The following is a 14205-nucleotide window of genomic DNA, read 5'->3' on the forward strand; positions in this document are numbered from 1 at the left end:
CTCCTACTTTTATGTAAATTATTGATTTACTTTTACCATTGATGGGCGAATCACACGGTCTTTTAGTCTATAACCTTTTTGGAATTCTTCCACAACCGCGTTTGATTCAAATTCACTGTCTTCTACTTGCATAACAGCTTGGTGTTCATGAGGATCAAACTGTTTACCAACAGCTTCAATCGCTTCCACACCTTCTTTTGTCATCGCTTCTACCAATTGACGATACACCATTTCCATACCTTGTAATAAGGACTTCATTTGCTCGTCATTTGCTTCCACTTGCATTGCTCTTTCAAAGTTATCAAGAGCTGGCAAGATATCTGAAACAAGACTTTGTGCTCTATATTTTTCAGCAGCCTGTTTATCCATTTGAACACGGCGCTTATAATTTTCAAAATCAGCTTGTAGACGTAGCATGCGCCCTTCCGTTTCCGTCAGTTTCACTTGCAATTCATCTACCTTTTCTTGTAAAAGAGCCGCTTCACTTTTTTCTTCTACCACAGTTTCTTCACTGCTCTTTGCTGTAATAGTTTCTTCATTTTGCGCTTCTTCAACTACTTGTTCGTTACGCTCTTCCACAACTTTCACCTCCTTAAAAGGCACCTGGGCTCATGCTTAGCATGAGCACCCAAGCATATTTTATGTTACACACCAGCAATGATTATGTTCACTGCTTGAGCGAATTTATTATTTTGATTTATACAATCCGTTTAAGCCGTCTGTAAATTGCCTTGTAAACAATTGTAACAGACTAATCACACGAGAGTATTGCATTCTCGTTGGTCCTAAAATTGCAATGGTCCCAATCTGTTCTTCACCAATGGAATAAGTTGCAGAGATTAAACTACAATCCTCCATAGCAATCGAAGAATTTTCTCGACCGATTTTCACTTGAATACCGACTTGTTTATTACGCAAAATATCGTAAAATGCGGCTTCATTATCAATCATAGTTAGCAAGGAACGTACCTTTTGGATGTCATGAAACTCCGGTTGCGAAAGCATATTGGCTTTCCCGCCAAAGTATATTTTTTCCGATAAAGGCACTTGAAATGTACCATTCAACATTTTTATTGCACTATCATAATTATGGACGTAGCCACGCAGAACCGTCACAATCTCTTTGAAAATTTTATTATGCAATTCCGCCATCGGTACACCCGATAGTTTTTCATTTAAAATATTAACCATTTTTTCTAAATCTGATAAATCAACAGATTCCGGAACGGTAATCGTTTTGCTTTGCACATGCCCTGTATCTGTTACAATAATTGCGACTGCTGTTTGATGATCAAGCGGAACGATTTGTACATTTTTCAACTTATTTGTACTCACTTTCGGCCCAAGAACTATCGCCGTATAATTTGTGAGTTCTGATAAAATTTGAGCTGATTGCTGTGCAACCTTCTCTGCTTCAAAAATTCTTTCAGCAAATAAATCTTTAATCTGTACAATCTCCTCGTTTGGTAAATTCTGTGGCGCTAAAAGATGATCTACATAAAATCGGTATCCCTTTTCTGAAGGAACCCTTCCTGAAGAACTGTGTGTTTTTTCAATAAAACCTAGTTCCTCTAAATCAGCCATTTCATTTCGAATAGTAGCGGAGCTAAATGTAATTTCATCTTTTTTAGCCAACGTCCTTGACCCAACAGGCTGCGCTGATCCAATAAAGTCATCAATAATTGTTTGTAAAATTAAGAGCTGACGTTCCGTAAGCATCTCATCATCACCTCTGTTAGCACTCTTTGTCTTCGAGTGCTAAATCTATTAATAACTTACCAAAATTGACATTCAATTGTCAACGGAAACGTCACGAAATATTAAAACTTTTTCATATACATGAAACATCTAAGTTAATCAACTAAAAACGATTGAAACACTTCATTACCTAATAACTTCCCTTGTCTCGTTAAACAAACATGACCATCTTTTTCCTCTAGCAATCCATGCTCTTTGTTATATAGTAACTGTCTCGCAAAGATTTCATCTATCTCCACTCCAAATTTCTGTTGAAATCCTATTCTAGAAACACCTTTTGTTTTTCGAAGTCCTAAGAATAATTCCTCTTCCATTTTTTCTATTTTTGTTACCTCATGGACATCTAAATAAGGAAATCCTGTCTCATCGATTTTTGAAAAATACTGTTTAAGGGGCCCGACATTTTGAATACGCTCACCACTTACATAACTATGAGCACCAGCTCCAAAACCATAATACGTTTCATTATTCCAGTATGTGAGATTATGCCTACTTTCATAGCCTTCTTTTGAAAAATTACTAATTTCATACTGATGGTAACCGTGCTTCTCCATCTCATCCATTACTATTTCATACATTCGTGCCTCATGATCTTCCCCTGGAAGCCTTAATTTCCCCTTATTCATTAAATTATAAAAAACTGTTTTGGGTTCGACAATTAATGAATATGCAGAAAAATGTTGAACTCCAAGCGTAAAAGCAATGTCCAATGTGTCTTTCACGTCTTCTATCGTTTGTCCTGGCAGCGCGTAAATTAAATCAACATTAATATTCGTAAAGCCAACTTCCTGCGCCTCACGAATCGCTACAAATGCATCTTCCCTCGTATGCTTACGTCCAATCTTCTCTAGCAATTCATCTCGAAACGTTTGCACACCAAAACTGATTCGGTTCACGCCACCTTCTAATAATAGGTTTAATTTTTCTTTCGGTAAATCTCCAGGATTCGCTTCAAACGTTAATTCACACTCTGGAGCGAACGGACGTAAACGACGATTAATAATGGCAAGTAACTTTTTAGTCTGCTCCATATTTAATGCTGTTGGTGTCCCGCCCCCAACAAAAATCGTTTTCATATTTTCAAACGGTACCTTTTGAACCGTATTTATTATCTCTTTCTCTAAATACTCCAAATATTGATCAACTGGCTGACGTTCAATAAAAACTTTATTAAAATCACAATAGTGACAAATATGCTGACAAAACGGAATATGAATATATGCAGCTTGCATCAAATTTTACTCCTACCTTTCTAAAAAGAAAACCTCCGCATTTCGGAGGCCCCTTTACTTCTCTAACCCATTACGAATTTGCTTCATCCGCATTTTCCCCCAATCATACATCATTTCGACGATTGGTAAAAGCGACATGCCTAAATCCGTCATAAAATATTCTACGCGCGGAGGCACTTCTGGATATACCGTCCGATCAATAATCCCATCTTCCATTAATTCTTTTAGTTGATTAGACAATACCTTATGAGAAATGTTCGGGAATAAGCGTTGCAACTCACTAAAGCGATGTGGTCCTTCTACACCTAAATGCCACAAGATCACAACCTTCCACTTCCCACTAATAATAGAGAGGGTTAATTCTTTTTCACAATTAAAATCACCATTTTGCATTTTTTCTTGAATATCTTTTCGAATATTTTCAGACATCATTCGTCTCCTAACTCTATAGCAATCCTTACTTTCTTCCTTGTACGAAAGATACAGAAAAAGAAGCCGCACAAACGGCTTCCTTTCTTATTAGTTATCATCCATTTTCAACACAGCCATGAATGCTTCTTGTGGTACTTCTACAGAACCAACAGACTTCATACGTTTTTTACCTTCTTTTTGTTTATCAAGAAGTTTACGCTTACGAGAAATGTCACCACCGTAACATTTTGCAAGTACGTTTTTACGCATCGCTTTAATTGTAGAACGCGCTACAACTTTGTTCCCAATTGTCGCTTGAATTGGCACTTCAAACTGTTGTCTTGGAATTAATTCTTTTAATTTTTCTACGATTACTTTACCACGGTCATACGCTGAATCACGATGTACGATAAATGATAATGCATCAACTTGTTCAGAATTTAAAAGAATATCCATCTTCACAAGTTTAGATGGTTTATATCCGATTAACTCGTAGTCAAATGACGCATATCCCTTCGTATTTGATTTTAGTTGATCGAAGAAATCATATACGATTTCAGAAAGTGGGATTTCATATGTCAATGTAACACGTGTTTCATCTAAATATTGCATATCAATAAACGTACCACGTTTACCTTGGCAAATTTCCATTACAGCTCCAACATAGTCATTCGGAACCATGATTGCAGCTTTTACAAATGGTTCTTCTACACGGTCAATGGACTGCGGATCTGGCATGTTAGATGGATTATCGACAATCAAATCTTCACCGCTTGTTAAATATACTTTATAAATAACACTTGGTGCTGTTGTAATTAAATCAATCTTGAATTCACGTTCAATACGTTCTTGAATAATTTCCATATGAAGTAAACCTAAGAATCCACAGCGGAAACCGAAACCTAATGCTTGAGATGTTTCTGGTTCAAACTCAAGTGCAGAATCATTTAATTCCAATTTTTCTAATGCATCACGTAAATCATTATAGCGCGCAGAATCAATTGGGTATAAACCACAGAATACCATTGGGTTTAATTTACGGTAACCTGGTAATGGCTCTGCTGCTGGGCGTTTTGCATGTGTGATTGTATCACCAACGCGTGTGTCTCCCACATTTTTAATAGATGCTGCTAAGAATCCTACATCACCTACTGTTAATTCTTCACGCTGCGTTGTTTTCGGTGTGAATACACCTACTTCTGTTACTTCGAACTCTTTACCAGTTGCCATCATACGTACTTTATCGCCAACTTTTACTGTCCCATTTACAACACGGATATACGCAATTACACCGCGGTACGGATCATATAAAGAGTCAAAAATCATACATTGAAGCGGCTCTTCTGGGTCGCCGTCTGGAGCTGGTACTTTTTCAACAATTTGTTCTAAAATGTCTTCAATACCAATACCAGCTTTCGCCGAAGCAAGTACAGCTTCCGATGCATCTAAACCGATTACATCTTCTACTTCTTGACGAACACGTTCTGGATCAGCGCTCGGTAAATCGATTTTATTAATAACTGGTAAAATTTCCAAATTATTATCAAGCGCTAAATATACGTTTGCTAATGTTTGTGCTTCAATACCTTGCGCTGCATCAACAACAAGGATTGCACCTTCACAAGCCGCTAAACTACGAGATACTTCATACGTAAAATCGACGTGTCCTGGTGTATCGATTAAGTGAAGAATATATTCTTCACCATCTTTTGCTTTATACGTTAATTGAACTGCATTTAATTTAATTGTAATACCACGCTCACGCTCTAAATCCATAGAGTCAAGTAACTGAGCTTTCATTTCACGTTGTGTTAAAGCGTTTGTTTTCTCCAAAATACGGTCTGCTAACGTTGACTTTCCGTGGTCAATATGAGCAATGATGGAGAAGTTACGAATGTTAGACTGCCTTTTTGCTCTTTCTTCTTTATTCATCTATGTTCTCAACTCCTAATAGTCTCGCCAATATACACTAGCACTGATTATATCAATAGAGCAGCAAAGATTCAATGAAAACTAGTGCTGCTTATCAGACAAATCTTTCTCTCTTTATCTTATGCGAGCAAAACATAAGAGACAAACCTTTTTGTAACAAAAAATGGTTGTCTTACAAAATTATAAGACAACCATTTTTTATTCTCCCAATTAATTAAAAATATCTTTTATTTTTCCAACTACTACATCTGCACTAAACTTAGTGATACTTCGCATACATTCCGCAATTCCCATTCCCAACCCTTCTACAACATTAAAGCTTCTGAGATTTTCTAACTGCTTTTGTTTTTCACGTGCCGAAAATATGCCTCCTAAAATTTCTGGATTAACATCCCCACTCCCAGTTCCAGTCATTTGGGCAACTTGTTCATACGTTGGTTGCCGATAACCTTTCATGCTTTTTAAGCCATGATTAGCCATCCCAATTCCCATTATCATAAAAAAAAGAAACAGAATCACACAGCTCATACACTGAAGCGTAAATCGACTCAATTTCGGCCGCCCCTTTTCATCAATGCGTATATGCACCTGTGTTATCTTGATCAATTTGATGATGAAGTGCGGCATTTAAACCACTCGCGATTACATTTGCCATATCTTCAATAAACGCATCTACTTCTTTTGGGGTCACCATTAAATTATGTCCAAGAGGTGATAATACCTCATAAATTAACTTTCGCTTTTCTTCTTCTTCCAATGTACCGACTGCTCCTAAAAACATATTACGGCTTTTTTCATCCGGCATATCTTCCTCTGTTAATTTTTTCTTTTCTCCAAATGTAAAGCCGGCTGGTAATAAAGAACGAGACGGTTTATCGCCTTCTCTCATTTCACGACCAAAATGTTTTAAAATAAAATCAATTGTATCGCTCGTAATGGAAACAGCATCTACAACCGTCGGAACACCAATGGCAATTACCGGGATTCCGAGCGTCTCTTTACTCAGTTCTTTTCGTTTATTTCCTACACCAGACCCAGGATGAATTCCCGTATCTGAGATCTGTACCGTACTATTTACTCGTTCAATAGACCTAGCAGCAAGTGCATCAATCGCAATAACAAAATCTGGTTTTGTTTTTTCAATGATGCCGTAAATGACATCACTCGTTTCAATCCCTGTAATCCCCATTACACCTGGGCGAATTGCACTAACGGGACGATACCCTTCTTCCACGCTTTCAGGCTGTAATTTAAAAAGGTGACGTGTCACAAGCACATTTTCTACAACGATTGGACCGAGCGCATCTGGTGTTACATTCCAATTCCCTAATCCGACGATTAAACAGCTTGCCTCTTTAGATACTCCAATTTCTTCCAAAAAATGAGAGAATTCTTTTGCAAAAATACGTTCCACTTTTTGTTGTAATTCTGTATCTTGTTGACGAATCCCCTGCACTTCAAGCGTTAAATAATTTCCAGGCTTTTTACCCATCGCTTCCGAAGCACTCTCATCGATGATCACTTTCGTAATCGTAACCCCTTCTTCTTCACGCTCTTTTACAACAACACCTTTAATTCCCGTTTGTTCTTGCTGACGTTCTTGCAACATTTGATGAGCTTCTACCGCAAGGTCTGTTCTAACACTGTATTTACTTAAATCTAATGGTTCTTTCATCGTATCTCCTCCGCAATTCATAGTAAATATAGTTAGATTCCCCAAAATTATATAAGGTCATTCTTTCCTTTACATGAAATTTCATTGATCTCGCTATTGCAATTCTCTTCTTCGTTTGATAGAATATCACTTGTTCTATGTAAGTATCGAGTCACTCGATCGCACCAGGGAGGTGAAAAGTATGGCAAACATTAAATCTGCTATCAAACGCGCTAAACTTAGCGAAGAGCGTCGTGCACATAACGCTTCTATCAAATCTGACATGCGTACAGCTGTTAAAACTGTAGAAGCTTTAGTTACTAATAACGATCTTGAAAATGCTAAAGAAGCTTTCAAAACTGCTTCTAAAAAACTTGACAAAGCAGCTCGTAAAGGTCTTATCCACCAAAACGCTGCAGCTCGTCAAAAGTCTCGCTTAGCGAAACAAGTAAACGCGTAAGGCGTTTAAAAACGATCCATTCGGGTCGTTTTTTTATATACAAAAAAAGTTCACGCAGCAAACGGCATGAACTTTTTTATTTTATCCAGCTACGGCAACTAGAAACTCCAGCCATTTCACACTCTCGGTCGAAGCCAAAAGCGCTTCTCAGTCGAGTGCTCCAATGCCTTACGCTTCTTGGCAAGCTGCCTCCGCTTTTATTTTATCCAGCTACGGCAGCTAGAAACTCCAGCCATTTCACACTCTCGGTTGAAGCCAAAAGCGCTTCTCAGTCGAGTGCTCCAATGCCTTATGCTTCTTGACAAGCTGCCTCCGCTTTTATTTTTTATCCAATATGATTTAAACGCATTAAGAAAAACTCTAAGACAAGTTTCTTATCCATTTTCCCCGTTTTCATACTATAATCAGCTTCAGCTAATTCTAAAATAACCTTTTTTAATTCTTCAAACGAGAAAAGTTTCGTTTGATTCATCGCCAACTTTACTCGGTATGGATGAACACCAATATGCGAAGCAATTTGATTTTGTCCGTATCCGCGTTGCTGCAATTCTTTTACTTGGTATAGCAAACGAAATTGACTTACTAATAATGCCAATAATTTAATCGGTTCCTCTTGCTGCGTAAATAATCCATCTAAAATTTGCATAGCCCCAGCAATATCTTTTTTCACTACCTTTTCTGTTAACGCAAACACATTTTGTTCAACCGATTTTGGTACAAGTTCTGCCACAAGTCCTGTTGTAATTTCTCCTCCCATACCAACATAAAGGGTCAACTTGTCCATTTCCTTTGCTAACATCGTTACATTGCTTCCTACAAGCTCTAACAGCAAACCAACAGCTGTTTCCTCAATATGTACATGCACTTCATCCGCACGAGCCACAATCCATTTACGAACGTCCTGCACTTGCATCGCATTGGCTTCTACCACATCTGCAGTTTTCTTTAATAATTTTGTGATTTTTTTCCGCTCATCTAATTTTTCATAGGGGGCCACAAATACAACAAGCGAAAATGGAGATGGTTCTGCAATATACTCCTCTAAAATCTTTATATTTTGTTCTAATTTCTCTTTTTGTGAAGTTAAAAACAACGGGGATTTAATTAGTAATATTTTACGTTCTCCAAAAAAAGGAAGCGTCCGTGCATCTTCTACTACATCTTCTAAATACGCTTCTTCTAAGTCATACGTTACAACATTAAATTCACGATCTTCTTCAGCTAGCGATTCATTCGTTATAAGCTTTATTGTTTCATTTATAAAATAAGCTTCCGTTCCATATATTAAATACAGCGGCGCAAACTGTTTCTTTTTAATCTTCTTATGTATATCACTCATATTTTTTCCTACTCCCTAACTTGGCAATATATCTATATACTAATGCGGTATCTTTTGTTTTACAAGTACAAAGGAACAGGCTTAAGGCCCGTCCCTTTATCTATATAAAACGCCACGCAATAAGTCCCGGGATTCTTATTGGTGTGCGGTAACCGCTTTACTGTTATTATTCGCAACTGCCTGATAAGTATAATTGTTAACTGTTAACATGCATGGAAATCAAATTCCCGCCTTTTACTCACATAAGATTCAACACTTACCTCTACTCATATCTTCTCTATTTCTTTCGCTATTTGCGAGTAAAACCCCCACTCAAAATTTAACGAAAGAAAAGAAGTTAGATACAAGATCAAACGCTCGATTAGTTAAGAGAGATAATGAGTAAGGGCGAAAGTATCACTGATTAAAACCTCTCTTTATCTTCATATGGAAATTGTAGATTTTTTTCTGACAATATTTTATACTAAAATGGAATGTTGGGGAGGGATTCTAAATGAATGAATTTGAGCAAAACGTTCAAAGTAAACGCAATGACGCTATTGATTCAGGGGTAGGTTTTATCGTCTCATTTGGTTTTTTCGCAACACTTTTCATTATCGCAACAATTATTAAATTTATTGGTTCTTAAAGGCTGCTACTTGCAGCCTTCTTTTTTCACTTCATCTTTTCTATCATTCATCATATGTCATTTTACTTTGAAACGTTCCCTTTTCACCTTCAAAAACATAGGAAATAGCTCCTTGCTTGTCCGTTCGCCATATTTCAATATCCATTTCTAACAAACGTTCTAACACTTGCTGATGCGGATGACCATATCGATTATGTTCTCCAGCGGAAACAATTGCTTTACGGGGCTGGATGAGTTGCAAAAAAGATGATGAGGTTGATGTCTTACTACCGTGATGCCCAACCTTTAAAATATCAGCTCGCAATTCTGGGTACTGTTCTACAATTCGACGCTCGCCTTTCTCTTCTAGATCTCCAGTAAACAGCCATGCAAGTCCACCTATCTTTGCCCATAACACAATTGAAGAATCGTTATCCCCATTTTCTCTGCCCTCTGGAGATAACACAACAAATTCCGCTTCATCTATTTGCCACCTATCCCCTTCTCCCACGATGTTCGTTCGTATATTCTTTTGTTTTGCCATATGCTTCAATTCTTTTTCTAACACCGTATCCTCTAGCTTCCTTCCAAACACAATTTCTTCTACAGTAATAGATGATACTACTTCTTTTGCCGCCCCCATATGATCTGTATCACCATGCGTCACAATCAACTTATCAATTTTTCGAATACCTTCTTTTTGTAAAAATGGGAGAAGAATATCATGTCCAACAGAAAACTCATGTTTTTTCTTCTGCCACACTTCTTTTTTTACAGGAATCGTCCCTCCTGTATCAACGAGATAAATTCCCTTGTCATATGGAAGACGAATCAAAATTGCATCCCCTTGTCCAACATCAATAAAAGTCACACTTCCGCTGGCACGGAAATAAGGCGAAACATAATGAAAAATACACATAGAGAGGAAAATTCCGGCGACTAGGAACAAATAACGTTTTTTGGCCGCTTTTTCCCAGACAACAAATATACCAATAATACTAAAACAATATAAAACCATAAGAAATAGAGGTGTTTGTCCAAAAGTAAGACGAAGAAGCGGGAGGGTTTCACAATATTGAAGAATTTCATTCGAAAGCGTTAAACAGACTGATAATCCGTGTGCCATCCATGTCGATATAAAAGGAACAAATAACATACAAAGAAACATAACGATGCTACCTGGTAACACAATACAAGATAAAAACGGGACATATATAAGATTGAGGAAAATACTGTATGGGGAAAAATAACCAAAATGATATAACAAAATAGGAATACTAGCAAGTTGTGAAATCAATGAAAGATAGATTGTATTTTGAATTAGAGCGTTATCCTGTTTTAATAAACGATTCGTTGAAAGCAATAGCGCAAAACTACCAACAAACGAAAATTGAAATCCAATATCAAAAGCCATATAAGGATCATATAAAAACATCAATATAGCCGTCATACTAAGTGCATCTAAACTCGTAACACGGATAGAATGCATGAGTGCTAGCAACAACATAACACCCGTTACAGAAGCTCTCACGACAGATGGAGATGCCCCAGCTAAAAACATATAAAGGGGAATACAAACAATGAGACATATTGTTGTCATTTCCCTAGTTATTCCAATCCTAAGCAAAACAAAGTAGCCAATTGCCGTTAACAGCACAATATGCGACCCCGAAATCGCCAATAAGTGAATAAGGCCAAACTGTTGGTATTGTTCTTCTACTTCAAATGTCATCTGTTGCCGATCACCAAACAACAACGCATTCATAAATGCTCCAGGTTGCCCAGGAAACATTTCTGTAACTATCGACACTGCGTTTTGGCGTAATAAAAAAAACCACTGTGTGAACGTCAAAGATTTTTGGGTACAATTCGAAATCTCTTTTGCTTCAAATAAAAAATGAATCTTTTGCTTATACAAATAGTCACGATAGTCAAATCCATGAAAATTCCTTGCTTCTGATGGTACTTTCATTTCTCCTTTAAATGTACAACTCATACCCGCATGTAATTGCTCCAACTGTTCTTTTTGTTTAGCTGACTGAATTTTGTAAAATAATTGCAACGTATCCCTCTCATTGACCTCTATTTGAAAAGAAAGCCGATCACCATTTATAAGAGGTGTCGTTTGAATTACACCATCTGTCATTTCAAATTCTAACCCTTTTGAAGGCTGATTTTCCAGTTCCATATATGAGGTATAGAGGAAACCACATAAACCTGCCAGTATACAAAAAATGAGGACTTGGTGCGAAGTACGATATATACAGAATAAAATATAACAACCAAACACACTAACAGACAACAACTGAAACGAGGAACAGGAAGTTGCAATCCCCATAGCAAACGAGATTGCAACATAACCCCATTGTCCACGCAACTTATACTCACCCCTTATAGTGGGTGTTCGAAAAGGCCGGTAAAGATGACTATTACATTTCTTCACCTGCACCGCCAGTCCGGTACTCATGTAGTCCCACCTACACTCCGCACTCTCCTAGCTTCCGTGCCTCGAACCACCAGCCTCTCTTTATCCTCCTTTTTGAACACACATCTATATGATCTCTTTTGCTTTAGCGAATACTTGTTGTAATTCATTCATTGTTAAATCATCTTTTTCTAAAGATGAAAACAGTTCTTTTAATTGTACATTACGCTTTTGTTGCTCTATTGATGTAATATCATATTCTAGTGGAACATGTTTCACTTTCACATTTGCTTGCTCAAACAATTCTATAGCGTAAGGGTGATTTTTATAATCTTGTGCATAATAAACAGCTGTAATACCACTTTGAATAATGGCTTTACAACATTGTAAACAAGGAAAGTGCGTGACATAAATCTCCGCATCTTCTGTTTTCGCACCAAATTTCGCACATTGCAACAGTGCATTCATTTCAGCATGAATTGTACGAACACAGTGATTATCAATGACGTAACATCCATCATCTATACAATGCACACCACCCTTGATTGAACCGTTATATCCGCCCGCGATAATTCTCTTATCACGGACAATTGTCGCTCCTACCGCAAGCCTTGTACATGTGCTACGCAGTGATAACAAGTGACTTTGCGTCATAAAATATTGATCCCAAGAAATTCTTTCCATATGTTCACCTACTTTTTCATCTACTTGTAGTGTAGCGAAAGAAGAAAAAGTTCGTCAATCCTTACGGAATAATTATTTTATCTTTTATTTTTTCAAGAGACTTCTCTCCGATACCATCTACCTCCAGTAAATCTTCTATTTTTTGAAACGGACCATGTTCTTCTCGATATTTCATAATATTTTCTGCTTTTCGAGGTCCAATTCCCGTTATTTTTTCGAGTTGCTCTTTTGATGCAACATTAATTTGAACTTTCTCCTCCTGCCCTGAAGGTAGATTGGCTCCCTGAACCTGCTCTCCTTTTTTTGGGACATAAAGTAGCATTTGATCTTGCATACGCTGTGCTAAATTTACTTTTGCACGATCCGCCTCAGGTAAAAAACCACCTGCTTTTTCAATCCCATCTTTTACACGTGCATCCATCTCTACCTCATATACCCCTTCACGGTGCACCGCTCCTTTTATATCAATCATCATTGTTTTTTTCTTTTCTTTTGAATCTGCTAATTTCAATTTTCCTTTTTTCTCTTCACTCTTTATATTTGTGTCAATTTTCACAGCCGATTGCATAGCTTGCTGCTTCGTCTGCCACATAAAAAGGATACCTACAACACCAACAACTCCTAATAAAGCGAGCCACTTCTTTTGAAAATTCCGCATGATTTTAATACCTCCAATTCATAAATTCACAACATGGTTCATATTGTTTAGGAGAAAGATGTTACGAAGGAGGGATGAAACATTGAACATAGGAATTATAGGGACAGGAAACATGGGGAATATACTGATCGATGCATTTTTAGAAACCCATGCTGTCAAACCTTCGTGCCTTACTATTATTAATCGTACGCCTGCCAAAGCATATCATACAAAAGAGAAGTATCCTTCTGTTCATATAGCAAAGACTGTGGAAGAGGTAATTGAACGCTCTCAACTTATTTTTATTTGTGTTAAACCTTTAGACATTTATCCAATTTTAAAAAAACATGCTGACCACTTTACTGATGAAAAATGTTTAATTTCTATTACAAGCCCCATATCAGCAGATCAAGTAGAAAAGGTTGTATCTTGTAACGTCGCACGTATTATTCCGAGCATCACAAACCGAGCGTTCTCTGGCGCCTCACTATTTACATTCGGCAAAAACTGTTCGAAGGAATGGAAACAAAAGTTACTTCGTCTATTTGAAAATATTTCCACACCTATTGTAATTGAAGAAGGTATTACACGGGTTTCATCTGATATCGCAAGCTGCGGGCCTGCATTTTTCAGCTACTTACTACAATGTTTCATTGATGCTGCTGTAGATAAAACAAATATTACCAATGAAGAAGCAACTATTTTAGCAAGTGAAATGATTATCGGGATGGGGAAACTACTAGAGAAAAAAGTTTTCACATTACCAACTCTGCAAGAAAAGGTATGTGTAAAAGGCGGCGTTACAGGAGAGGGTATTCGGGTTTTAGAGGATCATGTCGGAAATATGTTCCATAAATTATTCGAGCGAACACACGAAAAATATGCTGAAGATTTAGAAGGCGTTGAACAACAATTTAAGAAGCACACGTAAATAATACGCCGCAATGATACAAAACCCTCTAAAAAACGATGATCTTTTCTCATCCTATTTTTTATCCAACTTTTATTTTTATATTTTCTAGGTATTACTTTTCTACTTTTCTATAAATAAAATATCATATTCTAA

General features: G+C 37.2%; 14 protein-coding genes. 3 read left to right on the forward strand and 11 right to left on the reverse strand.

Annotation, left to right across the window (positions count from 1 at the left end; all coding sequences use genetic code 11):
• Positions 1 to 18: 18 nt before the first annotated feature.
• The 7 genes from grpE to gpr all read right to left on the reverse strand — a co-directional run bounded on the left by grpE (position 19) and on the right by gpr (position 7008).
• The gene (gene grpE / locus QRY57_RS21315) at positions 19 to 579 is read right to left on the reverse strand and encodes a nucleotide exchange factor GrpE (protein WP_026589879.1); all 561 of its coding nucleotides are present in this window, start codon (positions 577 to 579) and stop codon (positions 19 to 21) included.
• A gap of 108 nt (positions 580 to 687) precedes the next feature.
• Positions 688 to 1719 (reverse strand): heat-inducible transcriptional repressor HrcA, encoded by a 1032-nt coding sequence (hrcA, locus tag QRY57_RS21320; protein ID WP_286016037.1) that lies wholly within the window; start codon positions 1717 to 1719, stop codon positions 688 to 690.
• A gap of 134 nt (positions 1720 to 1853) precedes the next feature.
• Positions 1854 to 2993, reverse strand: coding sequence for a radical SAM family heme chaperone HemW (hemW, locus tag QRY57_RS21325; RefSeq protein WP_286016038.1), 1140 nt, complete (start codon positions 2991 to 2993; stop codon positions 1854 to 1856).
• 51 nt (positions 2994 to 3044) lie between these two features.
• Entirely contained in the window at positions 3045 to 3419 is a 375-nt protein-coding gene (locus tag QRY57_RS21330; protein WP_098301764.1) for a winged helix-turn-helix transcriptional regulator, read from the reverse strand.
• Positions 3420 to 3509: 90 nt separating this feature from the next.
• Positions 3510 to 5333, reverse strand: a complete 1824-nt coding sequence (gene lepA, locus QRY57_RS21335; protein WP_026589875.1) for an elongation factor 4 — start codon at positions 5331 to 5333, stop codon at positions 3510 to 3512.
• A gap of 210 nt (positions 5334 to 5543) precedes the next feature.
• Positions 5544 to 5909, reverse strand: a complete 366-nt coding sequence (locus QRY57_RS21340) for a DUF3679 domain-containing protein (RefSeq protein WP_490715737.1) — start codon at positions 5907 to 5909, stop codon at positions 5544 to 5546.
• On the reverse strand, positions 5905 to 7008 hold the full coding sequence (gene gpr, locus QRY57_RS21345; RefSeq protein ID WP_026589873.1) for a GPR endopeptidase: 1104 nt from the start codon (positions 7006 to 7008) through the stop codon (positions 5905 to 5907). Before gpr ends, QRY57_RS21340 begins: the two co-directional genes overlap by 5 nt.
• Positions 7009 to 7189: 181 nt before the next feature.
• Between gpr and rpsT the strand changes: the two genes are divergently transcribed.
• Complete coding sequence (rpsT, locus tag QRY57_RS21350) at positions 7190 to 7447, forward strand: 30S ribosomal protein S20 (RefSeq protein WP_001274013.1); 258 nt, start codon at positions 7190 to 7192, stop codon at positions 7445 to 7447.
• A 325-nt stretch (positions 7448 to 7772) separates the two neighbouring features.
• Here rpsT and holA read toward each other — a convergent pair whose 3' ends face one another.
• Positions 7773 to 8786, reverse strand: coding sequence for a DNA polymerase III subunit delta (holA, locus tag QRY57_RS21355; RefSeq protein WP_026589872.1), 1014 nt, complete (start codon positions 8784 to 8786; stop codon positions 7773 to 7775).
• A 493-nt stretch (positions 8787 to 9279) separates the two neighbouring features.
• On the opposite strand from holA, the gene QRY57_RS21360 reads away from it, so the two are divergent.
• Positions 9280 to 9414 (forward strand): YqzM family protein, encoded by a 135-nt coding sequence (locus QRY57_RS21360; protein ID WP_001001652.1) that lies wholly within the window; start codon positions 9280 to 9282, stop codon positions 9412 to 9414.
• 43 nt (positions 9415 to 9457) lie between these two features.
• Here the strand turns inward: QRY57_RS21360 and QRY57_RS21365 are convergent, their stop codons facing one another.
• The 3 genes from QRY57_RS21365 to QRY57_RS21375 form a co-directional block, all read right to left on the reverse strand.
• Positions 9458 to 11770 carry a DNA internalization-related competence protein ComEC/Rec2 gene (locus QRY57_RS21365; RefSeq protein WP_286016039.1) on the reverse strand — a complete coding sequence of 771 codons (2313 nt, stop codon included), beginning with the start codon at positions 11768 to 11770 and terminating at the stop codon, positions 9458 to 9460.
• Between the two features lie 174 nt (positions 11771 to 11944).
• On the reverse strand, positions 11945 to 12502 hold the full coding sequence (locus QRY57_RS21370; protein ID WP_208018152.1) for a ComE operon protein 2: 558 nt from the start codon (positions 12500 to 12502) through the stop codon (positions 11945 to 11947).
• Positions 12503 to 12563: 61 nt separating this feature from the next.
• On the reverse strand, positions 12564 to 13160 hold the full coding sequence (locus tag QRY57_RS21375) for a helix-hairpin-helix domain-containing protein (protein WP_090687545.1): 597 nt from the start codon (positions 13158 to 13160) through the stop codon (positions 12564 to 12566).
• An 82-nt stretch (positions 13161 to 13242) separates the two neighbouring features.
• On the opposite strand from QRY57_RS21375, the gene comER reads away from it, so the two are divergent.
• Positions 13243 to 14070 (forward strand): late competence protein ComER, encoded by an 828-nt coding sequence (gene comER / locus QRY57_RS21380; protein WP_286016040.1) that lies wholly within the window; start codon positions 13243 to 13245, stop codon positions 14068 to 14070.
• Positions 14071 to 14205 lie beyond the last annotated feature (135 nt).

It is taken from the genome of Bacillus arachidis (genome assembly GCF_030285945.1).
In the GTDB taxonomy this organism is placed as follows: Bacteria; Bacillota; Bacilli; order Bacillales; family Bacillaceae_G; genus Bacillus_A; species Bacillus_A arachidis.

Coding starts and splice junctions, on each gene's coding strand:
- QRY57_RS21370 (WP_208018152.1), bottom strand. CDS start 12,502: ATGGAAAGAATTTCTTGGGATCAATATTTTATGACGCAAAGTCACTTG.
- QRY57_RS21360 (WP_001001652.1), top strand. CDS start 9,280: ATGAATGAATTTGAGCAAAACGTTCAAAGTAAACGCAATGACGCTATT.
- QRY57_RS21330 (WP_098301764.1), bottom strand. CDS start 3,419: ATGTCTGAAAATATTCGAAAAGATATTCAAGAAAAAATGCAAAATGGT.
- QRY57_RS21375 (WP_090687545.1), bottom strand. CDS start 13,160: ATGCGGAATTTTCAAAAGAAGTGGCTCGCTTTATTAGGAGTTGTTGGT.
- lepA (WP_026589875.1), bottom strand. CDS start 5,333: ATGAATAAAGAAGAAAGAGCAAAAAGGCAGTCTAACATTCGTAACTTC.
- holA (WP_026589872.1), bottom strand. CDS start 8,786: ATGAGTGATATACATAAGAAGATTAAAAAGAAACAGTTTGCGCCGCTG.
- hrcA (WP_286016037.1), bottom strand. CDS start 1,719: ATGCTTACGGAACGTCAGCTCTTAATTTTACAAACAATTATTGATGAC.
- gpr (WP_026589873.1), bottom strand. CDS start 7,008: ATGAAAGAACCATTAGATTTAAGTAAATACAGTGTTAGAACAGACCTT.
- rpsT (WP_001274013.1), top strand. CDS start 7,190: ATGGCAAACATTAAATCTGCTATCAAACGCGCTAAACTTAGCGAAGAG.